The 26,090-nt window shown below is 64.0% G+C and carries 22 protein-coding genes; all 22 read right to left on the bottom strand.

What is annotated here, in order from left to right; all coding sequences use genetic code 11:
• Positions 1-2: 2 nt before the first annotated feature.
• The 22 genes from AC1DE1_RS08145 to bla all read right to left on the bottom strand — a co-directional run bounded on the left by AC1DE1_RS08145 (position 3) and on the right by bla (position 25,928).
• Positions 3-1,277, bottom strand: coding sequence for a threonine/serine exporter family protein (locus AC1DE1_RS08145; RefSeq protein WP_477175328.1), 1,275 nt, complete (start codon positions 1,275-1,277; stop codon positions 3-5).
• Between the two features lie 680 nt (positions 1,278-1,957).
• Positions 1,958-2,404 carry an NfeD family protein gene (locus AC1DE1_RS08140; RefSeq protein ID WP_477179052.1) on the bottom strand — a complete coding sequence of 149 codons (447 nt, stop codon included), beginning with the start codon at positions 2,402-2,404 and terminating at the stop codon, positions 1,958-1,960.
• A gap of 19 nt (positions 2,405-2,423) precedes the next feature.
• Positions 2,424-3,377: an SPFH domain-containing protein gene (locus AC1DE1_RS08135; RefSeq protein ID WP_441602481.1), complete on the bottom strand. Its 954-nt coding sequence runs from the start codon at positions 3,375-3,377 to the stop codon at positions 2,424-2,426.
• A 68-nt stretch (positions 3,378-3,445) separates the two neighbouring features.
• Positions 3,446-4,828, bottom strand: coding sequence for a sensor histidine kinase (locus AC1DE1_RS08130; protein WP_477175326.1), 1,383 nt, complete (start codon positions 4,826-4,828; stop codon positions 3,446-3,448).
• A gap of 28 nt (positions 4,829-4,856) precedes the next feature.
• Positions 4,857-5,174: a hypothetical protein gene (locus tag AC1DE1_RS08125; protein WP_477179051.1), complete on the bottom strand. Its 318-nt coding sequence runs from the start codon at positions 5,172-5,174 to the stop codon at positions 4,857-4,859.
• 168 nt (positions 5,175-5,342) lie between these two features.
• The gene (locus AC1DE1_RS08120; RefSeq protein WP_477175324.1) at positions 5,343-6,680 is read right to left on the bottom strand and encodes a sigma-54-dependent transcriptional regulator; all 1,338 of its coding nucleotides are present in this window, start codon (positions 6,678-6,680) and stop codon (positions 5,343-5,345) included.
• Between the two features lie 147 nt (positions 6,681-6,827).
• A complete protein-coding gene (locus AC1DE1_RS08115) occupies positions 6,828-8,633 on the bottom strand; it encodes a DUF885 domain-containing protein (RefSeq protein WP_441602477.1) in 1,806 nt (601 codons plus the stop codon).
• An 81-nt stretch (positions 8,634-8,714) separates the two neighbouring features.
• Positions 8,715-9,965 carry an ABC transporter permease gene (locus AC1DE1_RS08110; protein ID WP_477175323.1) on the bottom strand — a complete coding sequence of 417 codons (1,251 nt, stop codon included), beginning with the start codon at positions 9,963-9,965 and terminating at the stop codon, positions 8,715-8,717.
• 10 nt (positions 9,966-9,975) lie between these two features.
• Positions 9,976-11,310, bottom strand: a complete 1,335-nt coding sequence (locus tag AC1DE1_RS08105) for an ABC transporter permease (protein WP_477179050.1) — start codon at positions 11,308-11,310, stop codon at positions 9,976-9,978.
• A 111-nt stretch (positions 11,311-11,421) separates the two neighbouring features.
• Entirely contained in the window at positions 11,422-12,633 is a 1,212-nt protein-coding gene (locus tag AC1DE1_RS08100) for an ABC transporter permease (RefSeq protein ID WP_477175321.1), read from the bottom strand.
• Positions 12,634-12,641: 8 nt separating this feature from the next.
• Positions 12,642-13,964, bottom strand: a complete 1,323-nt coding sequence (locus AC1DE1_RS08095; protein ID WP_477179049.1) for an ABC transporter permease — start codon at positions 13,962-13,964, stop codon at positions 12,642-12,644.
• A 19-nt stretch (positions 13,965-13,983) separates the two neighbouring features.
• Complete coding sequence (locus AC1DE1_RS08090; RefSeq protein ID WP_477175319.1) at positions 13,984-15,207, bottom strand: ABC transporter permease; 1,224 nt, start codon at positions 15,205-15,207, stop codon at positions 13,984-13,986.
• A gap of 2 nt (positions 15,208-15,209) precedes the next feature.
• Complete coding sequence (locus tag AC1DE1_RS08085) at positions 15,210-16,514, bottom strand: ABC transporter permease (RefSeq protein WP_477175318.1); 1,305 nt, start codon at positions 16,512-16,514, stop codon at positions 15,210-15,212.
• A gap of 32 nt (positions 16,515-16,546) precedes the next feature.
• Positions 16,547-17,776, bottom strand: a complete 1,230-nt coding sequence (locus tag AC1DE1_RS08080) for an ABC transporter permease (RefSeq protein WP_441602471.1) — start codon at positions 17,774-17,776, stop codon at positions 16,547-16,549.
• A 15-nt stretch (positions 17,777-17,791) separates the two neighbouring features.
• Positions 17,792-19,105, bottom strand: a complete 1,314-nt coding sequence (locus tag AC1DE1_RS08075; RefSeq protein WP_477175478.1) for an ABC transporter permease — start codon at positions 19,103-19,105, stop codon at positions 17,792-17,794.
• A gap of 68 nt (positions 19,106-19,173) precedes the next feature.
• On the bottom strand, positions 19,174-20,406 hold the full coding sequence (locus AC1DE1_RS08070; protein WP_477175317.1) for an ABC transporter permease: 1,233 nt from the start codon (positions 20,404-20,406) through the stop codon (positions 19,174-19,176).
• A gap of 10 nt (positions 20,407-20,416) precedes the next feature.
• Complete coding sequence (locus AC1DE1_RS08065) at positions 20,417-21,730, bottom strand: ABC transporter permease (RefSeq protein ID WP_441602469.1); 1,314 nt, start codon at positions 21,728-21,730, stop codon at positions 20,417-20,419.
• A 63-nt stretch (positions 21,731-21,793) separates the two neighbouring features.
• Positions 21,794-22,516 (bottom strand): ABC transporter ATP-binding protein, encoded by a 723-nt coding sequence (locus AC1DE1_RS08060; RefSeq protein ID WP_046970517.1) that lies wholly within the window; start codon positions 22,514-22,516, stop codon positions 21,794-21,796.
• A 22-nt stretch (positions 22,517-22,538) separates the two neighbouring features.
• Positions 22,539-23,810, bottom strand: a complete 1,272-nt coding sequence (locus AC1DE1_RS08055; RefSeq protein WP_441602468.1) for an efflux RND transporter periplasmic adaptor subunit — start codon at positions 23,808-23,810, stop codon at positions 22,539-22,541.
• A 188-nt stretch (positions 23,811-23,998) separates the two neighbouring features.
• On the bottom strand, positions 23,999-24,583 hold the full coding sequence (locus tag AC1DE1_RS08050) for a hypothetical protein (protein WP_441602467.1): 585 nt from the start codon (positions 24,581-24,583) through the stop codon (positions 23,999-24,001).
• Between the two features lie 174 nt (positions 24,584-24,757).
• A complete protein-coding gene (gene hemP / locus AC1DE1_RS08045) occupies positions 24,758-24,979 on the bottom strand; it encodes a hemin uptake protein HemP (RefSeq protein ID WP_477175315.1) in 222 nt (73 codons plus the stop codon).
• Positions 24,980-25,061: 82 nt separating this feature from the next.
• Entirely contained in the window at positions 25,062-25,928 is an 867-nt protein-coding gene (gene bla / locus AC1DE1_RS08040) for a subclass B3 metallo-beta-lactamase (protein WP_477175314.1), read from the bottom strand.
• Positions 25,929-26,090: the final 162 nt, after the last annotated feature.

The following is a 26,090-nucleotide window of genomic DNA, read 5'->3' as shown; positions in this document are numbered from 1 at the left end:
TTTCAAAGCGAGCGGCGTGGCGCGATCAACAGGTCGCCAAACAGCAACCCTGCCACCAGGGCAATGAGCAGCGTGATGAGCAGCATGGTGCTGTCCATGCCCAGGGTCGTATCGCGTTCCAACATATACGACACGCTGCGAAACCCTACGCTACCGGGCACCAGCAGGATAATGCCCGGTTCGCGAATCAAGGCGCCAGGCCGATGCACGAAGCGCGCATAGAGATTGGCCACGCTGCTGAGGATCAATCCGCCAAGAAACACACCAAACGGCGCCGCCGGCAATTTGCCGGCCAACGCACCGCCCCAGCGTGTGGAGAGATAGCCCAGTACCACGGCCGCCATCACCACCAGCCAGTCGCGTCGTGCCGCGCGGAAGGAAATGGCGAAGGCGAAAGCGCCGACGAGCAGTGCCGGATAGTCCGTCCATGCGGGCAACGGCGGCAGTGCGTAATCACGCCCTTCGATGCCGAACGCGCTGCATAGCTGCGTGGCGGCGACGGTACCGAAGGTGAGTTTGATCAGCGTGGCGATGGCGCCGCCCATGCGTGCCACGCCAGCCACCAGATGCTGGCTGGAGATTTCGCGCACTGCCGTCGTGAGTGCCATGCCGGGCATGAGGACGATCAGTCCCGCCAGAATCACCGACTTGATCGCCAGCGGCACCACGAACTGGCTGACGACGATGGCGATGGTGGTCGCGACCAAGGCGCTGATCGCCTCACTCGCCACTGCCAGGCGCGGACGCGTGGCCGACAGCACCGTGATGGTGCCGATGATCAGTCCGATCAGCGCGGCCGTCACCAGGTCGGCCCACGAACTGTGCAGCAGCAGCGCCACCACGCTGGCGGCGGCGAGGCCGTAACTGGCGATCACACCGGCTTGCGCGCGGCGCGTATCGGGTCGACCCAGCTCGCGCAACAGGCGAAAACCCTCGCGCAATTCGATGTCGCCAGCGATCACCTTGTCGGCGATGGCATCGGCGTCGCTAAGGCGTCCGAGGTTCACATCACCGGGCGCCAGCCGCATCACCTGCGTCACCTGCGCCACTTCGTCCTCACCCTGGGACAGGTCGGTGAACGAAATGATGATGGCCGTGGGACTGGACCACACGTCCGCCACCAGCCCCAACCGCTGGGCCGCGCCCCAGATCGCCCCCTCCAGACGTGGCGCCGCCGTGCCGTACTGATGCAGCCGTCGCGCCAGCTCCAGCAGGAACGCGATGCGCGTATTGAGCGGCGCCAGGGCAAGCGGGGTGAGGACGGTCGAAGGATTCATCGCGTGACCGTGGGGGCGGCGTTGGCCGCGGATGATGAAGGTGGGGTCATGGGCATGACCCTAGTAAAACTGATTTGGATGGCTTTTTGTAGGAGCGCACTCGTGCGCGACCAGCCAACGGAGCGGTACATCCCAGTCCTGCGGTCGCGCACAAGTGCGCTCCTACAAGGGCCCTGTGCGCGACAAACCTACGGAGCGGTACACCGCGGCGTGGCTGTCGCGCACAGGGTGCGCTCCCACAGACAAGCGGGCGTGGCAGCAGATGGAGCGATGCCCAAAGCCGATGCGCAGCGAGGCCCCGCTTTAAGTCCTCTGCGATTCGGGCGCGTTGCGCAGCGCTTTGAAGTACCCCCTGTGTACCCTCGGAGGTTGTCCCACAACGACGCGCCTCGAGCGTTCGGGCTCATCCCAACACAATGCTGCGGGCGTTATCAGGCCATTCTCTTTGGGTTACTTTTCTCTTGGGCCAGCAAGAGAAAAGTGACTCGAGCGGCGGCAGCCGTTCGAAACGCCCGCCGCGTAGGCGGCACGCTGGCGGTATCGCAACAATCGCAACGCACCGCACCTGGATGACCAGCTTCGCTGTTGAAAAGCGCCTCCGGCCCGCGCCGAGACGACGAGCAAGAGGCAGCCGACTCCGAGATGACGAGCAGATGGGATCGACTCAATCCAACGACAACCTAATCCGCCACCTTCACCAGCAACGTCGTCCCCTCCACCCCAACCACCTCCACCATCGCCCCCGCCGGCAAATCCGGCCCACTCACCAGCCACATGCCGTCGCCCACTTTCGCCTTGCCTCGCCCATGAACAATCGGTTCCACCAGCACGTAGCGCTGGCCGATCTTCTGTTCACCGCGGCGATTGAGCAGCGCATCGCCCGGCTCGTCGCGCATCAGGCGAGGGCGCAGGCCATACCAGTAGGCGGCGCACGACAGAAAAGCGAGCACCGCGAATACCAGTGCCTGCCCCAGCATCGACAAATCCGACGCCACCAGCACCACAACGCCGGTGATGCCGGCGGCAATGCCGATCCACAACATGAAATAGCCGGGCAGGATCACTTCAATGGCGATCAGCACCAGCGCAAGAATCCACCATAGGTAGTGAAGGGCGATCTGTTCCATCGTCGTCGCGTCCCTGGTCTCAGCTGATCGAGGGCGGTGTACGGCGGACCGTAGTGCTCGCCTGCTGCTGGCTGAGCGAATCCTTGGCCAGTTCGGCAATGCCGGCGAGCGAGCCGAGGATGCCGGTGGATTCCATCGGCAGCAGCAACATCTTCTGATTGGGCGAGTTGGCCATTTCCTTCAGCGCCTCGACGTACTTGGTGGCGACGAAGTAGTTGAGCGCGTTGACGTTGCCGTTGGCGATCGCCTCGGACACCATCGCGGTCGCCTTTGCCTCGGCTTCGGCGGATCGTTCGCGGGCCTCGGCGGCGCGGAAGGCGGCTTCTTTTTCGCCTTCGGCGGCGAGGATGACCGACTGCTTTTCACCTTCGGCCTTGAGGATGGCCGCCTGACGGAAGCCCTCTGCGTCGAGAATATTGGCGCGCTTCTCGCGCTCTGCCTTCATCTGGCGGGCCATCGAATCGACCAGGTCGCGCGGCGGCGCGATGTCCTTGATCTCGATGCGGTTCACCTTCACGCCCCACGGATGGGTGGCTTCGTCGACCACTTTCAGGAGCTTGGCATTGATGGCATCGCGCTGGCTGAGCGATTCGTCCAGATCCATCGAACCGAGCACGGTACGGATATTGGTCATGATCAAGGCCAACGCGGCCTGCTCAAGATTGGCCACCTCATAGGCGGCCTTGGAGGCATCCAGCACCTGGTAGAACACCACGCCGTCCACGCGCACGACCGCGTTGTCCTTGGTGATGACGTCCTGCGAGGGCACGTCCAGCACCTGTTCCATCATGTTCATCTTGCGCCCGATGTTGTAGATGAAGGGCGCCAGGAAATGCAGGCCGGGTGAGAGCGTGCGCGTGTAGCGTCCGAAGCGCTCCACTGTCCATTCGTAACCCTGCGGCACGATGCGCACCAGTTTGGCGAGCACGATCACCGCGACCAGGATGATCACCAAAGCAAACAGCTGTCCCATTGCCACATCCCCGTTCCATGAAGGTTGCCCCCGAGTATAGGCGAGCGCGGAGACAAGCGATCAGCGGGTCAGCGCGGCCCCAGGGGCAGGAGCAGGCTCACCCGCAGGCCGCCCTCTTCCCGGTTGGCCAGGGCGATGCGGCCGCCATGGGCTTCGGCGATCTCGCGCGCCAGGGCCAGGCCCAGACCCGTGCCCGAGCGCTTGGTGGAATAGAACGGCAGCAGCGCCTGCGCCAGCACGGTTTCGCTCATGCCGGGGCCGCGGTCGGCCACTTCGATACGCACGTCGCGGCCGATGATCCCGAGCGATAGCGAGACCTCGTCGTCGGCACTGCCCGATTCGTGCGCGTTCTTGACCAGGTTGATCAGCACCTGCTCGATCTGCGCGGCATCGAACCAGCCCGCTTGTTCGGGAACCGAGCCGCGCAGCTGAAACTTGCAGTGCAGCGACAAGCCGTCGAGGAACGGCTTCCAGTCGATCGCCACCGGCTGGGGTGCGGGCAGCTTGGCGAAGCTGGCGTAGCCGGCGATGAATCCATGCAGATGGCGCGCGCGCTCGCCGATGGTGGCGAACACGCCCGGCAGGCGCGCGGTATCACCGCGACGCGCCAGTTCCGCACCCGAATGCGCCAGCGAGGAAATTGGCGCCAGCGAATTGTTGAGTTCGTGGCTGATCACGCGGATCACGCGTTTCCACGTCGCCACTTCCTGGCGCGACAACTCGCGCGTCATGCGGCGAAACAGCTGCAGGCGATGCGGCCTGCCATGCAGGCGGAAGCTGCGTTGCGAGAGATGGAAGGTCTCTTCGCCGCCATCCATTTCAACGGTGAGCAGCGCATCCTCGCCGCCTTCCACCGCACGCCGCAGCGCTTCGGGGCTGTCGCTGATCAGCTCGGCGAAGCTCAGGCCATGCAGCGTGCGGCCTTCGTTGAACAGATGGCGCGCGGCAATATTGGCGTAGGTGACGCGGTTGCTCGCATCGGTGAGCACGAGCGCCACCGGCGTGTTCTGCACCACGGTATCGAGCAGCAATTCACGCTGGGCGAGGTTCTGCCGCTGTTCGCGCAGGGTCTGGCCCAGCGCGTTGTGCATGCGGATGAGTTCGCCCAGTTCGTCGCGACGCGTGGCCGCAATGGAAAAGCTGAAGTCGCCATCGCGATAGCTGGCAACGGCGCCTTCGAGCGCACGCAGCAGTTTGGTGATCGGCGACATCACGCGATGGCCCAGCCACAGCGACAACGGCAGCAGGAACGCGAGCGACACAACAATGCCGCCATAGAAACCAAAGCGCGCCGGTGCGCCCAGGTCGATGCCCAGGTCGTGCCGCATCCACACCAGGATCTGCGGCAGCGGCCATTGGGTGACGCCGGCATAGATGAGTGCGCCGGTCAGGCCTGCAAAGCCCAGCAGGATCACCATGCGTGACTCGAGCGAACGCAAACCCAGCCGCATCAAAAGTCTCCTCCGTGAGCCATCCGCATCAGTGGCATCCCGCGCCTGGCCCCATGGGCACGCAGTTTACGTTCGGCCCGTGGCCGTTGTTGATGATCACGCGGATTGGCGACTGATCGGGCGGCGCCTTGTCCCTGGCGGGGTTGGCGCTGAAGTTGAAGCGTTGCGCATCGTTGGCTGCGCTGCTCAAGGTGTCGCGATAGCCGTCTGCCACCGTGCTCGCCGGGGCGGGCGGCATCGTGGGCAGCGTGAGGTTGGGAGTTTTGGGGGGCGCGCTGCCCTGGGCCCAGGCTGCAGCATTCAGGCAGCACAAGCCGATGACGAGTAGCAGGGTGCGGTGTCGCATGGCGGACTCCTTCTGCACGGTCAACATCATCCTCGGGCTTAGGCGTGCGGGCAATTGCCCAGCGGGCTTGCCCCTGTGGGAGCGCACCCTGTGCGCGACAGCTTTTCGCGACCCCGTGTCGCGCACAGGGTGCGCTCCCACAGGTGTTTGCTGCCGCTCCTGCGGCTATCACGCCTGGGCCAGGCCGTAACGTTCCATGCGGCGATACAGCGCCTGCCGCGACAGGCCCAGGGTCTGGGCCGCGCGGCTGACGACGCCGCCGGCCTTGTCGAGCGCGGCTTCCACCGACTCGCGGCTGGGTTCATCCAGGTTGCGTGTGCCGGCTACGGCAATCTGCGGCAGGTTCAGCTGTTCGGGCGTAATGCGGCCATCACTCACCAGCAAAGCGGCGCGCTCGATGGAGTTCTTCAATTCACGCACGTTGCCCGGCCACGGATAGCTCAGCATCGAATCGCGCGCGGCATCGGTCAGTTCAGCGCGGCCACCGAGGAAGAATTCGGCCAGCGGCAGGATGTCGTCGACGCGATCGGCCAGCGGCGGCAGGTTCACTTCGATCACGTTGAGGCGGTAATACAAATCTTCGCGGAAGGTGCCTGCACGGATCATGGCCTTCAGGTCGGCATTGGTGGCGCTCAAGACGCGCACCTTTACCTGGCGCGTGCGACCCGAGCCCAGTCGCTCGAACTGGCCGGTCTCCAGCACGCGCAGCAGCTTCACCTGTCCCGACAACGACAGGTTGCCGATTTCGTCGAGGAACAAGGTGCCGCCGTCGGCCATTTCGAAGCGGCCTTCGCGCGCCTTGTTGGCGCCGGTGTAAGCGCCGGCTTCGGCGCCGAACAATTCGGCTTCGATCAATTCACCCGGCAGCGCACCGCAGTTCACGGCGATGAACTGGCCACGTTTGACTGCCGAGTTGGCGTGCACGATGGCGGCGATGCGTTCCTTGCCGGCGCCGTTGGGCCCGGTGATGAGCACGGGCACGTCGGAGCGCGCCACCTGGCAGGCCAGGTCCAGCGTGCGTGCCATCGCTTCGGAGGCGAACACGATGCCGTCGAGGTCGTAGCGGCGCTGCAGGTCTTCGCGGCGCTTGCGGCGCTCGTTGCGCGCGCGCGTGACCTCGCGGGTGGACTCGGAAAGCTCCAGCAGGTTCTCCACCGTGGCGAGCAGCTTGGCGTCGTCCCACGGTTTGGCGAGATAGTCGGCCGCCCCCGCCTTGACCAGTTCAACCGCGGTTTCCAGGTGGGTCCAGGCCGTGAGCAGGATCACCGGCATATCGGTGTGGCGCTGGCGCAGCTCGCGGAACAGCGCGATGCCCTCCTCGCCCGAGGTGGTATCGGCAGTGAAATTCATGTCCTGGATCACCACGTCCACCCGCTCGGTCTCGAGCATGGCCAGGCCTTGCTCGGGCGTGAGCGCGATCAGCGGGCGGATCTCATGCAGGGAGAGCGCCAGGGACAGCGCCTCACCCACGGCCGGGTTGTCGTCGATGATCAGTACGGTTCGCATTCGTCGCTTGCACATGTAGACGTGGATGCATCTCCACGCCAAAAGGTTGCCATCAATCGGTCGATTCGTGGCGATTCGTCGTTCATCTTCCCGTCCATCCTGGCCAGGGATGCGTGCGCCGCCCCGAGGGCGACGCACGCAGGTGGATCAACCAGCGACCGGATGCACCGGCGCCTTGCCCGCCTTCACGGCCGCAATCCAGGCATCGGTACGCGATTCCAGCACGTCCAGCGGCAGTGCGCCGCCGCCCAGCACTTCGTCGTGGAACGAGCGGATGTCGAACTTGTCGCCCAGCTCCTTCTTGGCGCGCGCACGCAGCTCGAGGATCTTCAGCTGGCCCATCTTGTACGCCAGCGCCTGGCCCGGCCAGGTGATGTAACGGTCGGTTTCGGCCTGCACATCCGGCTCATCTTCGCTGGAATGGGCATGGAAGAAGTCGACCATCTGCTGGCGCGACCAGTGCTTGTAGTGCACGCCCGTGTCGAGCACCAGGCGATCGGCGCGCAGCAGTTCATCGGACAGATGACCGTAGTAGGACAGCGGATCCTTGTAGAACCCCACTTCCTTGCCCAGCTGCTCGGCATACAGCGCCCAGCCTTCGATATACGCGGTATAGCCCGCCTGCTGGCGGAACGGCGGCAGCTTGGGCAGGGTCTGCGCGATCGAGATCTGCATGTGATGGCCCGGGATGCCTTCGTGATAGGCGGTGGACTCGATGCTCAGCACGCTGCGGTTCTGGTAGTCGCCGGTGTTGACGAAGATCTGGCCCGGACGCGAGCCATCCGGCGTGCCCTGGTGATATTCGGCCGCAGCGGCTTCCTTCTCGCGGAAGGCTTCCACCGGCACCACTTCCACCTTGGTCTTGGGCAGCAGGCCGAACAGCTTGGGCAGTTCCGGCTGCATGCCAGCCAGGTAATTGCGATAGCGGTTGAGGATGTCCTCACGCGAGGTCGCATGCACCTTCGGGTTGGTCTTGAGCGACTCGCGGAAGCTCGGCAAATCCTTGAAGCCCTGCTGCTTGGCGATCTCGGTCATCTCGCCTTCGATGCGCTTCACTTCGGACAGGCCGATCTCGTGGATGCGCTCCGGGCTTTCCTTGGTGGTGGTCATCTGCTCCACCTGGAAGGCATAGATCGCCGCGCCGTTGGGCAGCTGCCACACGCCCGGCTCGCTGCGGCCGTGCGGGGCGTAATCGTTCTTCACGAACGCGCCGAGCTTCTGGTAAGCCGGGCGCACCTGCTGGTCGATCGCGGCGAGGATGGCGTCGTGCAGGCGCTTCTGGTCAGCCGCGGAGACCGACTTGGGGAAGTGCTTCAACGGCTCGGCAAACACGCTGTCCATGCCGGCCGGCTTGCCGATGCTGTCGATCTGCGTGACGACTTTTTCGAGCAGGTACTTCGGCGGCATCATGCCGTCCTTCAGGCCCTGCTGCGCGACCGCGGTGACCTGGTCGAACAGGGCCGGCACGGCCTTCAGGCGCGCGAGGTAGTCGTCGTATTCCTTGGTGTTGTCGAACGGGATGGAGCTGATGAAACCGGCGAGCTGCAGGTGCGCGCCGCTCATCTGGTCCAGCGGCATCTCGTCGAGCTTCAGCTGATGCGACTTGAGCGCGTCCTGCAGCTGGCGAACCATCAGTTGCTGGTTGAGCTTGTCATCGGCGGAGAAGCCGGTGGTGTCGATCGCCTGGAAGCGCTTGAGGAAGTCCTGGGCCTTGGCTATTTCGGCCTGCTGGTGCGCCAGCGAGGCGTCGGTCCAGCGGTCGTTGTAGCGCAGATCGCCGAGGATGGTGGCGAACTCCGGCGAGTTCTCCAGATTGTGCTGCCACTGCTCGGCCAGCAGATCGTTCAACGCCTTTTCGCGCGTGGAGACATCCGCCGTGGCGGCCTGCACCGAGGCGGCACAGGCCGCAGACAGTGCCAGGCTGACCAGGAGCATACGTGGTCCAATCTTCATGGGTACATCCTCGGGTTGAGATAACGCCTATTCTGCACACCGCGGGCCGCGCTGCCCGTGCCGAACTGCACGGCCCCTCGTTCAGATAGCCCGCGTGGCCACCACCGGGGGCACCTCGGCCGCCCGCCTGGCCGGCGCCAGCACGGCCAACTGGCCCAGCAGCAGCACCACCGCACCACCGATGGGCAGGTAGTTCCAAGGCAGATGCGGCAGCTCGTAGTAATGCATCAGCAGCCCATTGGCCACATAAGCCAACGCCATGCCGACCACCACGCCAGCGCCGGCAATCAGCAGGTTCTCCAGCATGAAATAGCGCAACACCTGCGAGCGACGCGCCCCCAGCGCCCGCTGGATGCCGATCTGGCGCGTGCGCCGCTGCACCCAGAAGCCGGTGAGGCCCATGATGCCGATGGCGGTGACGACGATGACGGCGATGGTGACGCCGGCGAAGAGCCACAGGGCGGCGCGGGCGCTCCTCAATGCTTCACTGCGGCGCTCGGCATAGGTGCCGATGCGCACAAAGGATTCCCCGCCCATCAGGGGACCAAACTCACGCTTGATGGTGTCGCGGATGCCACGCAAGGCCACCTCGCGCATGGCCGGATCGATCCGTACGGCGTAACTGAGGATGGCTGTATCGCCGACACGCAGGGCCGCCAGTATGGTGTTGTCGGCGCGCCCATCCGTCGCAAGATCGACTTGGTTGCGCATCAGATGGCGCACGACACCCACCACCCGATAGCCCGGGTCGCTGGGGTCATCGGGGACAGCCAACAGCTTGCCCACCGCAGACTCACCTTTGAACAACTGCCGCTCGAGCGACTGCGTAATGATGATGGACTGAGCTGTTTTGGCGGTGGGCACGCCGCTGGAGCTCTGGCTGACACCAATGTCTCCGTACTCGCCGGGCAGGAAATCACGTCCCTCGACCAACTGAAGACCCAGTGTCTTGACCAGGCCATCGCCGAAATAACCGTTCACACCCACCGACACGCCCGAGGGCGATTTGAGCGCGTAATCGACGGTCACCTGGCCGATCATGGGCAACCCCAGCGCACCCGACGCCGAACGCACGTCTGGGAGATGACTCAGTGCAAGCTGCCCCTCGCGCGCCTCGGCAGCGGTCCACGGCCGTACGTGTGAGGCGATCTGATCCACCAGCACCAGTTCGTCCTCGGCAAGGCCGCTGGGGGCGACCATCGGCTGCACGCGTTGCCAGACGAGGAACAGGACATTGCACAGAATGGCGCATGCCAACGCCACCTGTAGCAAGACCAGCGCAGGCATCAGCGCATGGCGCTGCAAGATCTTGAGCATGATCCGAAGTGACATCGCGCTCCCCTTATGCGCTCTTGACCTGCAAGCCAGGCTCAACGCGCGACGCCCGCCAGGCAGGCAACCACCCCGTAAGCACACCCACGCCCAACGCAAGCAGGAACGGTGCACCGAACATCGCCGGATCCAGGCGGGCCAGATCGGTGAAGCCGCTGTCCTGCAGACGCAACGTCCACAGCCCGAACAAAGTCAGCGGTAGCGCCAGCAAACCACCGACCAGGCAAATCAGTGCCGCCTCGAAGACGTGCTGCTGGAAAATCGCACGCCGAGGTGCACCCAGAGCACGACGAATGCCGATTTCCGCGCCACGACGCAGGAAGCGCGCCGCGAACAGGCCCGCCACGTTGGCCATGCACAGAAGCAGGAACGAGCCCGCCAGCCACGCGTTCAACCGTGCGTTGTCCGGCACCACGTTCTGCCTGCTCAGCCATGCCCCCACGCCTATGAGGTCAGAGCGCGCGGGCTTGTCAAAACCTGCCAGCGATTTCTGCTCTTCCACGTAATGCTGGAGATAAGACCGAAAATCGTCGACCTGGGCTTTCGAAGGGAGATCCACCCAATAGCTCAACGCGGCGCAATGCGCGACGTCGGTGCCAAAGAGCGTGGTCTTTTTCGCAGGCGCGTCTTCGTCGCAGCCATCGTTGCCGGACAGTTCGCCACCGGCATCCAGCAAGGCGGATACAGGAACGAAAGCACGATCCCGCCGTGTGCCACTGAATGCGAATGCCGAAAGATCGTAGAAATGCGGCTGAGGCGCGAAAACCGCGCTCACACCGATAATGCGAAACACACCCTTGCCGATTTTCAATTCACGACCTAGAACGTCGACCGTCCCATAGATCGATTGCGCAAGCTCGCTGTCGATCACGACCACGCGTGCGCGCAGCTCGTCCTCACCAGGCGTCCAACCGCGCCCGCTACGCAGCGCAATGCCAAACAGCGGTATCACCTCGCTGGTGGTTGCCATCACGTAATCGTGTTTGCTGCGCGGATTGGGCCCACTGCCGGTCATCTCCACGGAGGTGCTGGCCATGGGGGCCTGCCAGTGGGCCCGGTGGTCGTGCAAGAGCCCCTTCGCATCGTCCAGTTTGATCCGGTGGTTGGCGTTGATCGCCACACCGTTGAGCGATGTACTTTGCGCCGACTTGGCCCTCACCGTATCCACCCACGCCAGATACAGATGGCCACTGCGCCCCGGCAACGGATCGGCCGTGAGTTGGTGCAGCAAGGCCAGCGTCGTCATGGTGGCGGCCAGCCCCATCGCCACGGTGAGCACGGCGAGTATGGTGCTGCGTGGAAATCGCTTGAGTCCGTGCCACGCCAACATCAGGTTGTAACGCATCCGTTCCCTGCCCTGTTGTTTGAGTCACCATCGTGCCGCAGCGTTCGCGGCACGCTGCTCCCCTGTGACATTAACCGGCGCAGCGCCGTCCATGCCATTCCCCGCAAGAAATCACACCGATCGCGTCGCCACCATCGGCGGTACTTGCGACGCGCGCAGGGCCGGCGCCAATACGGCTAGCTGCCCCAGTCCCCACAGCACCAGCGCACCCACTGGCAGGTAATACACCGGCAGGCGCGGCACTTCGTAAAACTTCATCAGCACCAGATTGAGTGCGAAGGTCAGCACCATGCCGATGGCGATGCCCACCGTCACGATCAGGAAATTCTCGGCCTGGAAGTAATGCAGGATGTCGCCGCGCGTGGCGCCGATGGCGCGGCGTATGCCGATCTGTTTGCGCCGTTGCTGCACCCAGAAGCTGGCCAGCCCCACGATGCCCAGCGCCGTCACCAGCAGCAACGCCACGATGACGCCGGCCAGCGTGCCGACCATGATCCGCGTCTGGCGAAAGAAATCCGAGCGCAACTCAGGCACCGTGCGGCTCTGTTGCAGGTCGAGCACCGCCTCGGGGGCAGCCTTCTGCGCCGCGTCGCGAGCTTCGCGGAGTACACGCGGCAGATCGGCGGGATTCGCGCGCACCGCATAAACACCATTGAGCGACGTGCCTGGATTCACCGGCACGAACACGGACCACTCGCCCGCACTGTCGCCATGACCGCCACCTGGATCGGGAGGCGTCAAGTGCGCCATCACGCCGACCACGCGGAAGTGGTACTGGTCCGAAAAGAACTCTTTGCCCAGCGGATCCTGTCCCGGCCACAACCGCTCAGCGAAGGCGCGGGTGATCCACACAGAGGGGTTTTGTGGCAACCACAGTTCGGCCGTCTGAAAGTCCTCCGGCTGGAATGCACGTCCCGCCACCAGTTGCAGCCCCAGCGTTTCCACGGCGCCAGGACCGCCCGCGTAGAAGTGCGGCACGGCGATGAAATGTTCGTGGTCGAGGTTGATGCCGGCATAGCCTGTGGGTTGCGCGAACGGCACGGCATTGACCACCGCCACCGACTGCACGCCAGGCACCCTGCGCAGCGCGGTGGTCACCCTGGCGTTGAGGTCGGAGCCCTTGCATCCGTCGCAACCTAGGTTGATCACCGCCAGCGAGGATTCGGCCACACCGCTTTCGATATGCAGCGCCCGCAGCTGTCCCACGATAAGAAAGCAGGCGTTGCACAACACGGCGCAGGCGAGCGCGATTTCCAGCGCGATAAGCGCCGTGGCGAGTCGATGACGGCGCAAAGCGGAAAGGATGGGAGCAAATTGCGTCATGGCGGACCTCACAGCGATTTCAGTTGCCATGCCGGCACCACGCGGCACGCACGCACTGCCGGTAGCGCGCCGGCCAGCAGGCTGGCGCCGATCGCGGCGACGAAGGTGAGCAGGAACATCGGCACATCCAGTCGCGCAAGATCCGCATAGGCCACCGGTTGTTGCCGGATGAACCAGAGCCCGGCCATGGTCAGCAACCAGCCACACGCCCCACCAATCAAACCGATCAGGCCCGACTCCACCATGTACTGCGCGAATACCGCCGCGCGACTGGCGCCCAGTGCGCGGCGCAGACCAATTTCGCCACTGCGCCTCAGGAATTTCGCCAGCAACAAGCCCACCATGTTGACCAGGCAGATGGCCAGAAAAGCCACCGCCAGCCAAGCCTGCAGTCGCACATTGCTGGGCAACACGCCATTGAAATCCAGCCAACCCATCAGGCTGCGCATACGCGTGTTGCCCGAATGCGTAAAGCGACCGATTGCCTGCTGCTGGGCCGCGTAGTCAGCCACGAAGCGTCGATAAGCGGCGACGTGGGTGGGATCGTTGATCTGCACCCATAGCGCGACCCAAACACAGGGAGAATCCTGCAAATGTCCCGGACGCGCGGGCATCTGCCAGCAGGTGAATTGCTGGAAATTGCCATCGTTGACGTCCAGCCCGGTAAAGAACGGCGTGATCACGTCTTCCGGCTTGGCATAGAAGTCGCTGGTATCGCCCGCGGCAAAGCGGCCGCCCCGGACTGCGTAGAACTGTGGCGAAGGTCGCCATGGCTTGAGCACGCCCACGATACGCACGTCGCTGCTGCGCAGGCGCAGGACGCGCCCCACGCTGTTCTCGCCGGCGAACAGCTTCTGGTTGAGATCGTCAGTGATCACGGCCACGCGCGCGCGGGCCGCATCATCCTGCTCGCTCCAGGGCCCGCCATAACGGAACGGCACATTGAACATGCTGAAGAAGTCCGCCGTGGCCGACAGCATCGGCATCATCACGGCGGGCTTGCCGGCATCGGCCGTATTCAGCCGCACCGTGCTCTGCACCAGCATCACCTGACGATCGGCGCGCTTGGCGCTCCACAGGTCTAGCGCTGACCGGTAGTCCAGCATGTCCAGCGGTTCGCTGCTGTCCTTGTTCTTCGGATCGGCGTCCACTTGCGGATAGAAGATCGCCTGGCTGCGTCCCGGCAAGGGATCGCCGGAGAGCAGATGCACCACCGTGAGCGTCGTCATGCTGGCGCCGATACCCACCGCAATGGCCAACACCATCAATGCGGTGAGTATCTTGTTGCGGCCGAGACTGTGCAGCGCCAGATCGAGGTAGTAACCGAACATTCCCTTGTCCCTCCGTGACTCAGACCGAACGCGTGGCGACCACCGGCGGCACCGCTGCTGCACGCATCGCCGGCCCCAGCACGGCCAGCTGCCCTATCGTCCAGAGCAGCAAGGCGCCCACGGGGAAATAAATCGCCGGCAGCCGCGGCAGTTCGTAGTGAACCATCAACAGCAGGTTGATGCCGTAGGCCAGCACCATGCCCACGCCGATGCCGATGGTGGCGAGCAGGAAGTTCTCGGTCTGGAAGTAATGCAGGATATTTCTGCGCGTCGCACCCAGCGCGCGCCGCACGCCGATCTGCCGGCGACGCTGTGCGACCCAGAAGCTGCCCAGGCCGACGATGCCCAGTGCGGTGACCACAAGCAGCGCCGCACATACAGCCACCAGCAGTCCCGTCATCGCGCGATCGTTCTGGAAGAAATCCTCGCGCATGTTCGACAACAGATGCTGCTTGAGCACGATGCGATGCGGGTTGATCTCCTTGAGCTTCGCCACTGACGCCTTCAGCACCCGCTCGCGATTCTTCGGGTCGTCCACGCGCACGATGTACTCGTTGTTCGCCACGCGTATCGGCAACACCATCGAGTAGCTGGCCGCCGAATCGTCCCAGATCGATGGGCGAATCAGCTCCTTGACCACGCCCACCACGGTGAATGCGTAGTCGGACATGTAGACCTGCTTGCCCAGCGCCGACTGTCCCGGCCACAGGCGATTGGCCATCTTCTGCGTAATCACCGTGACGTGCGGAATGCCCTTGGCATCCTTTGCCGCCGCCGCGCTGACCACTTGGTCCATGTCCATATAGTCATCGGCGTGCAGTTCGCGCCCCGCGATCAGCTGGGTGCCCAGCGTCTGGGTGACGTTCTCGCCGAAGTAGTCGGTGGCATTGAGCGTGGCGAGGCGCTGCTTGGGATCGAGCTTGATGCTGCCGTTGGACGATGAATTGCCGAACGGCACCTGGTTGACCGAGGCCACCGACACCACGCCCGGCACCTGTTGCAGCGCGGCCAGGTCCTCCGCACGGCGCGCCTTGTCGTCCTTGGTCACGCCGATATTGGTCAGCGCGATATGCAGCAGACGCTGCTCATCTACGCCGCTCTGCATGTGGATGCGCTCGATGCGCTGGTTGATGATGAACACTGCGTTGCACACGATGGCGCAGGTCAGCGCGATTTCCACGATCACCAGGAACGCGGTGGTCTTGTGGCGGCGCAACGTGGAGAGGATCGGAAGAATGTCCATGGTCACTGGCTCTTCAGTTGCAGTGCGGGAGTGATCTGGCAGGCGCGCCATGCCGGCAGCAGGCCGGCAAGCAAGGTGGCGCCAACCGCCAGCAGGAACGTCACCAACAACATGCCCATGCTCATATGCGCGAGCGCCGCGTAACTGGACGGCTGCTTGCGCACCAGCCACAGGCCCAGGAAGGCCAGCAGCAGCCCGACCATGCCGCCGGCGAGGCCGATGACGCCGGACTCGATCAGCAGCTGTGCAAACACCTCACGCTTGGAAGCGCCCAGCGCACGGCGAACACCCAGCTCGCCCGACTTGCGCAGGAATTTCGCCAACATTAGGCCCACCGTGTTGACCAAACACACCAGCAAGAAGCCCAGCGCCAGCCAGGTCTGCAGGCGCACGTCGCCGGGCACCACTTTGTTGATGTCCAGCCATTCCATCAGGCTGGGCAGCTGCGCATTCGGCGGACGCTGGAAGCGACCGAGCGTCTTCTGCTCCTGCGAGTAATGCACCAGGTAGTCGCGATAGGCGGCAACCTTGTCCGTACCGTTGATCTGCACCCAGAACTGCAGCCAGACGCACGGCGAAGTTTCGGCGTGCTCGTCGTCGCCGCCACCGGTACCCCAGCAATCGGTGGATCCGCTGTGTTCGAAGTGGACATCGCGAGCGGTGGTCAGCGGTACGAAGACGTCTTCCACCGAGCCGTAGCTTTCCATGTTCAAGTCGTAGAAGCGCGGCGTCGGGCGCCAGGTGTCCAGCACGCCAACCACCTGGAACGCACTGTCCTTCATGCGCAGCGTTTGTCCGACGCTGTTCTTGCCGCCGAAGAGCTTCTCATTGAGCGTGCGGCTGATCACCACCACGCGCGCCTTGGCGTTGTCTTCGGACTCGCTCCACGGACGACCGTACAGGAACGGCAGCTTGAACATCGGGAAGAAGTCGCTGCTCGTGTAGCGCGCATCGCTGAAGAATGGATCGATATTGGCCTGTGCCGGCTGCACCGGCACGGCACCACCCGTCATCAAGGCCTGGCGGTCAGCGCGCTTGGCATGCAGCAGGTTCATGCCGTCGACCCAGCTGACCTGTTCCGGCGGGCGCTTGCCTTCCTCGTAGCCGTCCATGTCGCGCGGATCGACCTGCGGATAGAACAGCGTGGCGCTGGTGCCGGGCAACGGATCGCCCGACAGCACATGCAGCACCGTGAGTGTAGTCATGCTCGCCCCGATGCCCAGGGCGATCGCCACCACCATCAGCGCGGTGAGAATCTTGTTACGCCTGAGGCTGCGTAGCGCCAGGTCAAGGTAATAGCCGAACATGTGGTTTCCCCTCCTTAGCACCCTCCACGCGATCACACCGATCGCGTGGCCTCCACCGGCGGCACGCGCGACGCGCGAAGCGCCGGCGCCAGCACCGCACCCTGTCCCAGCAACAACAACATCGCCACGCCTGCCATCAGATACACCATCGACAGGTGATGCATCTCAAAACGCGTGACCATCCACAAATTGATCGCAATCGCAAGCACCGCCCCGAACAGCACGCCGCCCACGCTGATCAGCAGGTTCTCGGTCATGAAGTAATTGAGTATGTCGCGCCGGGTCGCACCCAGTGCGCGCCGCACACCGATCTGCTTGCGGCGCTGGCCGACCCAGAAACTGGTGAGACCGACAATGCCTGCCGCGGTAACGGCCAGCAGCACCGCGCAGATCACACCCATCAGGATGGCCATGCCGCGATCGCTCTCGTAGGCGCGCGAGCGCACTTCGCTGAATGGAAGCACGCCATCGTCCTCGTTGATCACGCGTCGCGGGTTATGCGCAAACAGCGCCTTGACCGCGGCCGGCATGGCTGTATCGAGCTGCCCCGGTCGAGTGCGCACGATGTAGAACGCGCCCAGCGACACATTGAGCCGCTCGGGGATGATCACCGAGCGATAGGCGAACTCGGAGGCCCAATGCTCCACGCTTTGCGCCTGCAGCAGCTCCACTTCGCCCACGACGGTCGCCGGACCGCCGATCAGGTAGATCGTCTTGCCCACCGCGGTTTCGCCCGGGAAGAGTTTTTCCGCCAGGGCCTTGGTGATGATGACTACCGGCGGCGCGAGCTTGTAACGCAGGTCCATATGCCCAATTTCCTCGGCCCGGAAATTGCGCCCGGCGATGAGCTTGAGGTCCAGCGTGTCGATGAAGTTTTCGTCGGCGAAGTAGATGGTGGCGCCGGAGGTGTCCTGGACCTGGTCGGGCTTGAGCCTGATGGCGTCATCCCAACCGTCGCCGCGCAGCGGATACGAATTGCTCGGCGTCACGTTTTGCACGCCGGGCACCTGGCGCAGCACCTGCAGGTCTTCGCGCATCTGCGCATCGGCCTGATCGGGGCCGGGCGCGCCTACCCATTCGCTCTTGATCACGAAGGTGTTGGCTTCGTCGATGCCGCTCGGTTCGGACAGATGCGCCACGCGCTGCTGGATGATGAACAACGCATTGCAGACAATCGCCAGCGTCAGCGCGATCTGCGCGGCGATCAGAAAGGTGCCCGCCTTGTGCCGGCGCAAGGCGGAAAGAATCGGTTTGATCTGCATGGCTCGTCCCTCCCCTCAGTTGGACTTGAGCTGCCAGGCGGGCTGCACTTGCGCCGCCCGCCAGGTGGGATAGAACGCCGCAACCACGGTCGCCGTGATGGCCACCAGCAAGGTCAACAGCATCAACGACACGTCCAGATGCGCAAGCCGCGCGATCTGCGGCTCGAACACCATGCCCAGGCCGAGCATGCCGATCGCGGTGAACAGCAATCCCAGGGCACCGCCCGCCAGTCCAACCATCGCCGCCTCCGCCAGGAACTGGCGATAGATGTCAGCACGCGAGGCACCGAGCGCGCGACGCACGCCAATCTCCGGTGCGCGGCGCATGAATTTCGCGAGCAACAAGCCAATCGTGTTGACCAGGCAGATCAGCAGGAAGCCAAACGCCAGCGTCATCGATATACGGCTTTCCGGCGGCACCGCATGCTGGTAGTCCAGCCACGCGCGCACGTTGCGCAGTCGATTGTTGGGAGCCCAATTGAAGCGACCCGCCTTGCGCTGCTCACGCGCGTAGCCGTCCAGGAATTGCCGGTAGGCCTGGACCTGCTCGGCATTGTTCAGCTCGACCCACGGGTTGATCCACACGCATTCGCCTTGCAACCAGCTATCCCACGTGTCGCCACGCTTACCGTCGCTGCCGCAATTGTTGTTGCCGCGCGTGTCGATGTGCTGCGCGATGGCGTACGTAAAGGGGATATAGATCTGCGCCGGATCGGCATACGCGTTGCCGCTGAAGGTGTCGAAGAAGCGCGGCTTGGGATCCCACTTGTTGGTGACGCCGACGATGCGGTACTGCTTGTCATCCAGCACCAGTCGCTGACCGACACTGTTGTTGCCGCCAAACAGCTTTTGATTGAGATCTCGACTGATCACGATGACCGGCTCGCGCGCATCGTCCTCGGCGCTGCTCCAGCCACTGCCATACAGGAAGGGCACCTCGAACATGCTGAAGAAGTCCCCGTAGGTGGCATAGCCCGGCGCCTTGAACGGCATGCGGTGCGGGTCATCCGGCATCACCGAAAGACCCACCGGATACAGCATGGTCTGGCGCACCGCCTTGTGTGCCCGCATCAGGGCCACGGCGTCGACATAGTTGAGCGCCGAGGGCGGCTCGCCGTGGCGGTTGTATTGCGGTCCACGGTTGTCGATCAGCGGCACGAACAACTGCGACGACTTCTGCGGGATCGGATCACCCGATACTGCACGGAACACGGCAAAGGTCACCATCGACGCCGCCACGCCAAAGCCGATCGACATGATCATCAAAGTCGTCAGCAAGACGTTGCGCCGAAGGCTCGCCGCGCCCAGTCGCAAGTTGTGCACAAACATGCCGCTCATCGTTACCTCGTGTTTCCCAACAGGCCTTGCGATCCTTGTCTTGCTACACCACGCGCCGGTCAGACCGAGCGCGTGGCTTCCACCGGCGACACGCGCGAGGCGCGCATGGCCGGCGCCAGGGTGGCACCCTGCCCCAGCAGCAGCAGCGTCACCACGCCCACCAACACATAGACCACGGACAAACGCGCCATCTCGAACTGCGTCACCAGCCACAGGTTCATGCCGACCGCGAGCAAGGCGCCAATCACCACGCCGGCAATGCCGATCAACAGGTTCTCGGTGAGGAAGTAGCTGAGAATGTCGTGCTTGGTCGCGCCCAGTGCGCGTCGCACGCCGATCTGCTTGCGGCGCTGGCCAACCCAGAAGCTGGTCAAGCCGACGATGCCCGCGGCCGTGATGCCCAACAGCACCAGGCACACCACGCCCATCAGGATGGCCATGCCGCGGTCGCCCTTGTACGCATACTCACGCACCTGGGCGAAGCTGCGCACGCCACGCTCGGAAGGAATCACGCGCATGCGGTTGGCCTTGACCAAGGCCGCCGGTGCCGCCTTCATCACATCGGCCAGCTGGCCGGGCTTGGTGCGGATCAGGTAATTGGTGAACGCACTGGTGAGTTGTACAGGCTGAATCAGCGAGTTCTCGTAGAACGAGTCAGACCACGTGCCATTCCACGGCACCTGCAGGCGCTCCACGATGCCCACGATGGTGCTGGGCGACTTGGAATCGCCGATATAGATGGTCTTGCCCAGTGCCGAACCTTCCGGATACATCTTGTCGGCCAGCGCCTTGCTCACGATGATCGCGGCCGGATCGGGTATGGCCTGCGGATCGGCTTCCACGATTTCGTCCGGACGGAAGTTGCGTCCGGCGATGAGCTTGAGCGCCATGGTCGGCAAGGTGTGCTCGTCGCCGAAGTATTGGGTGGTATGTCCCTTGGAATTCTTCGCATCCGGATCGGTGCGCACACCGGTGGACCAGCCACCGCCGCGCAGCGGATAGGAGTTCAAGGCCACCGCATCCTGCACGCCCGGAAGCTGGCGCAGCGCGACCAGGTCCGCCTTGACCAGAGGACCCGCCTTGGTTTCCTCGGTGCCGACGAAGCGGGTCTGGATCGCCATCAGGTCGCTTTCCACCATGCCGGTGGGACGCTGCACGCGGTCCAGGCGTTGATGGATGATGAAAATCGCATTGCAGACGATCGCCAAAGTCAGGGCGATCTGCATGGCGATGAGAACCGTGCCTGCCTTGTGACGCTTGAGCGCGGCGAGTATGGGCTTGATCTGTAGCATCGTCGTCGCCTCAGTTGGATTTCAGCTGCCATGCCGGCTGCACTTGCGCAGCACGCCACGTGGGATAAAAGGCCGCCAGCACGGTCGCCAGGATTGCCAGCAGCATGGTGAGCAGTACCAGCGATCCGTCGAGCGTGGCGAGCTTGGCGATATCCGGTTCAAACACCAGCGAGATACCCATCACGCCCAAGCCCGTGAGCACCAAGCCCACAACGCCACCGGCCAGACCGATCGCGGCTGCCTCGATCAGGAATTGCAGGTAGATCTCCTTGCGCGTCGCCCCCAACGCACGGCGCACGCCGATTTCAGAGGAGCGCTTCATGAACTTGGCGAGCAGCAAACCCACCGTGTTTACCAGGCAGATCAGCAGGAAACCCAGCGACACCAGCAGCGAGACCTTGGCCTCCTGCGGCACCACCTTCTGGTAATCGAGCCATTCGGTAACATTGCGCAGGCGCGTATTGGGTGCCCAGTGGAAACGGCCGGCACGCTGTTGCTCGGCGGCGTAACCGTTGAGATACTGGCGATAGGCATCCGCCTGGGCCGTGGTCGGCAATTCTGCCCAGTAACCCAACCACACGCACTCGGACTTGATCCACGCATCCCAACCCTTGCCCGGGTCCTTGCTGCAGTTGTTGTTGCCGTTGGTCGTCGTCTGCACTTCCACGGCACGCGTGAAAGGAATGAACACTTCGATCGGATCATCGAAGCCGTTGGTGTTGATGACGTCGTAGAACACCGGCTCGGGGTTCCACTTGGCCGCCACGCCGACGATGCGGTAATCGCGGCCGTTGAGGTTGATGTTCTTGCCTACGCTGTTGGCGCCATTGAACAGCTTGTCGTTGAGCGCCTTGCCGATCACGGCTACCGCTGCGTGCGAGGCATCTTCGTCCGCCGTCCAGCCATGGCCATAGAGGAAGGGAATGTCGAACATCGGGAACGCATCGGCATACCAGGCGTAGCTGGTTTCGCGGAACGGCAGCATGGACGGATCCGCCGGCACGATCGACATCGCCGCCGGGAACAGGGCCGTCTGGCGCGTCGCCCGCTTGTCGCGCATCAGGTTGATGGCGTCGGTATAGGTGATCGCGTTGGGCGGCTCGCCCTTGTTGTCCTGCTGCGCTTCCGGACCCCAGTTGTCGATCTGCGGCACATACAGCTGCGAGGACTTCTGCGGAATCGGGTTGTTGGAGGTCGCGCGGAACACCGAGTAGGTGGTCATCGACGCGGCCACACCGCAGCCGATCGCCAACACCATCAGCAGGGTCAACAGCGGATTTTTGCGGAGGCTGCGCAAGCCAAGCTGGAGGTAGTAGGCGAACATGGTCGTCCTTTACAGGGCTTCAATCCGCCTCCTGCCGAAGCAGGAGGCATCGGCGGCCGGCTATCAGGCCGGAGCGTTGTTGCGGGCGGCGTGCACGGCGTGGTGGAAGCGCGGGTCTTCCGCCAGGTCGACCACCTGACCGTCGATGATGTGCACGTTGCGCTGCGCGCGGGCAGCCAGCTCCGGATCGTGCGTCACCATCACGATGGTGGCGCCTTCGCGATGGATCTCTTCCAGCAGCTCCATCACGCCACGGGCCATCTGCGTGTCGAGGTTGCCGGTCGGTTCATCCGCCAGCAGCAGGCGCGGCGAACCGGCGAGCGCACGCGCGATGGCGACGCGCTGCTGCTGACCGCCGGAGAGTTCCGCCGGATAGTGCTTGGCACGCGACGCCAGGCCCACGCGCTCGAGCGCATCCATGATGCGTTCCTTGCGTTCGGCCGCCTTCATGCCGCGATAGCGCAACGGCACTTCGACGTTGTCGAACACGTTGAGGTCGGGAATCAGGTTGAACGCCTGGAAGATGAAGCCGATCTTCTCGTTGCGGATGCGCGAGCGCTCGTTGTCGTTGAGGTTGCTCACTTCAACGCCGTCGAGGTGGTACTGGCCACCGGTGAAGGTTTCCAGCAGGCCGGCAATGGTGAGGAAGGTGGTCTTGCCCGAGCCGGACGGACCGGTCACGGCGACGAACTCGCCTTCGTTCACGTTGATGTTGAAGTCGCGCAGCGCATAGGTCTCCACCACTTCGGTGCGGTAGACCTTGGACAGATGAGTCATCTTGAGCATGGTGTTGTCCTTCGAGTGGTGGTTAGTTGGAGATGGCGACGCGCTGGGCGCCCTTGAAGCTGTCGGTACCGGAGATCACGATGTTGTCGCCTTCCTTCAGGCCATCGAGGATTTCCACTTTGTCGATGCTGCTGGCACCCACGCGGATGGGATGCTTTTCCGCCACGCCGTCGCGCACGAGGTAGGCATAGCTGCCGCCCGATTCGTCGACGAAAGAGCCGCGCTGCACGGTGAGCACGTTGTCGCGCTTGTCGAGCAGGATGCGCACGGACAGGCGCTGGTTCTGGCGCAGCTGCTTGGGCGTCTGGCCGTCGAAGCGCAGGCGGGCGGCAACTTCGCCATTCACCACTTCGGGCGAAATGGCGCTCACCAGGCCCTTCCAGGTGACGCCGTTGCCGCTGATCTCGCCGGTCATGCCGATGCCCAGGTCACGCGCGAAACTTTCCGGCACCTTCATTTCCACTTCGAGCGCGGACAGATCGATCACGCTGACCAGCTGGGCATCCTTGGCCACCGTGGCGCGCTCGGCGATGAACAGCTGGCCGACCTGGCCGTCCACCGGCGACTTCACGTTGAGGTCGTCCACCTGGCGCTGCAGATCCTTCACCATCAGCAGCTGGCGATCGTGCGCGAGCTTCTTGGACTGGATGTCGAAGTTCAGGCTGTCGGTGTTGGTGGCCAGATCGGTCTTGGCATGCTCGAGCGTGATGCGCATCTTCTCGAGCGTGTCCTTGGACTTGTCCACGTCCATGCTGGGCACGGCGCCCAGCGTAAAGGCCTTCTGGTAGCGGGCAAGGTCGCGTTCCGCGCCCTGCTTGTCGATGCTGGCGTTGTCGAAGGCCTTCTGCAGCTCGCCACGCGTCTTGCGCGCGTCGATCTGGGCGCGCAGGTAATCCACCTGCATGGCGTCGGCGGCGCTCATTTCCTGGGCTAGCTTGTTGGTCAGTTCGGGACTGTCGATGACGGCGAGCACCTGGCCCTTCTTCACCGCATCACCCGCGTGCACCTTGAGCGTGACCGCACCGCCGTAGGTGGCGTAGAGCGTGGGGCTGACTGCCGCCACCACCTTGCCTTCGGCCGCGATGTCGCGCACGAACGGACCGCGCTCCACCGTGGCGAACGCGAGGCGCGAGCTGCTCACCGAAGCGTCGGCCGAGAACAGGCGGCCAATGCGCGGACCGAACAAGGCCAGCACGGCCACCACGGCCACGCCAATGCCGATCAGCAGCATGCGGCGCTTGGGATTGGATTTGACCTCGACCAGTCGGTCTTGTGCGGAGGTATCGCGAATCATCGATGGGTCCCTGGCCGCTGACAATGCGGCCCCTGACCCTACTGAGCAATCCGCGTGCCAAGTCCAAAGCGCCAATTTATTCGATATTTTTCAGCGAGTTGAAATCACACCCAGGGCGCGGACAGCTGTCCGCGGACACCTGCACGGACAGGCGGACAAACGTCCGCGGACGTGACCGTGACGCCTGCCTAGTCGAACGCCGGCGCCAGCGACACCGCCGCCGCCCTCGCCACGTCGCGGGCAATGCCTCGGCCCAGTGAGGAGAGTTGTCCCAGCGGCAGCGTGTCGAGCACATCCAGCGACGCGATCCGCGCGGTGTGAAAACACAGCAGTTCCGCAATCGCCGCCTTGCAGGCCACTTCGCCGGGGCATACCGGCGCGGCCGGCAGCGGCGTGCCACCGGCAAGCAAGGCATCCCAGGCGAGATAGTCGGTGTCCGGCAGCAGGTGCAGGCGGGCGCAGAACGTGCCGGACGCATCGAAGCAGTCGATCCATTCGCGCGGGCCGTCTGCGCCGATCATGCTTGATGCGCGCAGTTCTTCCGTTTGCAGCAGCGGCGCCAGATCCTGCCGCGTCACCAGCCAGCCCGGAGCCAGCTCGCGTGCGGGACGCGAGGCGGCGCAAGCCGGCAGATACAGCACGCCACCCAGCGATGGCAGGCGCGCGGCGAGCGTCGTGCCGTCGATCCGAACCGAGCTGCGGCTGATGGTCCATGCCGCCGTGTCTGTACCGGATCGGTTCGTAGCAAAGGCATGTGCAAGCCAGCCAAACATCGTCAGTACTCCTTGGCAGGAAGCGACCTGGCTGGCGTCCGGGGAGAACCGCGTGGCTAATGGTCTGGGGAGGTGTTCCGGTCATGGCCGGAGGAAGGCGTCCTTGCCCCTGAAGCTCCCTCGGGGGACGGCACGCTCGTCACTGACCCGCGTCAGGCGCGGCCGTGGCAAGCCTTACTTGGTGAGGATCAGCTTGTCGTTGCGGGTCAGGCGCAGGTGGTATTCGTTGCCCTGGTGCTGGATCACCAGTTCACGTTCGCCCTTGAGCAGCATCTGGCTGGAAACACGGCGCGTGACGGCGTCCGATGAGGGGGCCGATGGCTTCAGGCTGAGCAGGCGGAACGGGCGCGCCAGGGCGTCGGCACCCTGGGGGAGGGACAAAACCGTCGTGGTCATGGTGGAGCTCCGCAGGAGAGTGGTGACACCTCAGATGATAATAATTCTCATTTCCGTGTCAACACCCTGTTTTACGGGCGGTCTATTGCCCTACGCGCTCCTTGGCCAACCTGTCATCCAGGCTGCGGGTTCCCATCTGCGCGTAGGCCTTACAGGCGGCGGGGTCCACCAGGGGATCGGGCGCGCCGGCGCTGCGGCGGGCGACCTTCTCGAGGAAATCGATCTGGTCGGGATGCGGCACCATCAAAATGTCGCAGGGCAAGCTGGCGATCACGGCCAGCCCGTGCCGGTAGTTGCTCACCCGCTCCGGATGGGCCGGATCGCTGTAGCGGAAACTGCCGGCCGTCAGCGCGCTGATGCTATCGGCGTAAACCATGTTGAGGCAGCGCGTGCCTTCGCACGACTGCCACGTCCAGGTGGTGCTGCCGGGCGTGTGTCCAGGCGTGTAATGGGCAGTCACGGTCACGTCGCCCAGGCGGACCACGCCGTTGTCTGCAACGACCTCCACCGAACTCATCGGCGGATACGTCGGCGCGTCGCCGTATTGCGGATCGTCCGGGTAGTGGCCACCCAGCTGCAACTCCTTCGCACCGACTTCACTTGCCATCACACGTGCACCGCTGTCGCGCGCGATCGCAGCGATGCCGCCGGCATGATCCGAATGCGCGTGCGAATTGAGGATGCGCTTTACATCGTGCAGCTGAAAGCCCAGCGCTTTGATATTGGCCTCGACCAGCGCGGCGTTCTGCGGCAGCGTGCCATCAAGCAGCACCAAACCGTCAGATGAAGCGATAAGAATGGCGGTGAGCCCGTGCGTGCCGACGTAGTAAGTGTTGCCGTAGATGCGAAACGGCTGCTGCGGCTGCGTCCAGGCCGCCTTGTCAGCGTGCGCGACGGTGATCGAGGCGAGCGCGAGGCAGCCGCCAATCGCGATGCGGGAAAGTTTCATAAGCCAACATCCTTGATGGAAAGTCGGGGCAGCATGTCGCGCTTTTTGCGGATGCCGAGGGCCGTGCGCGGGCGACACGGGGACCAGTTGTGGCAAACCGCGGGCAAAGGGCATTTGCTGTGTGTGGGAGCGCACCCTGTGCGCGACAAACCAACGGAGCGA

The organism is Dyella sp. 05T440 (assembly GCF_056395965.1).
This window is presented reverse-complemented; position numbering and strand designations above follow the sequence as displayed.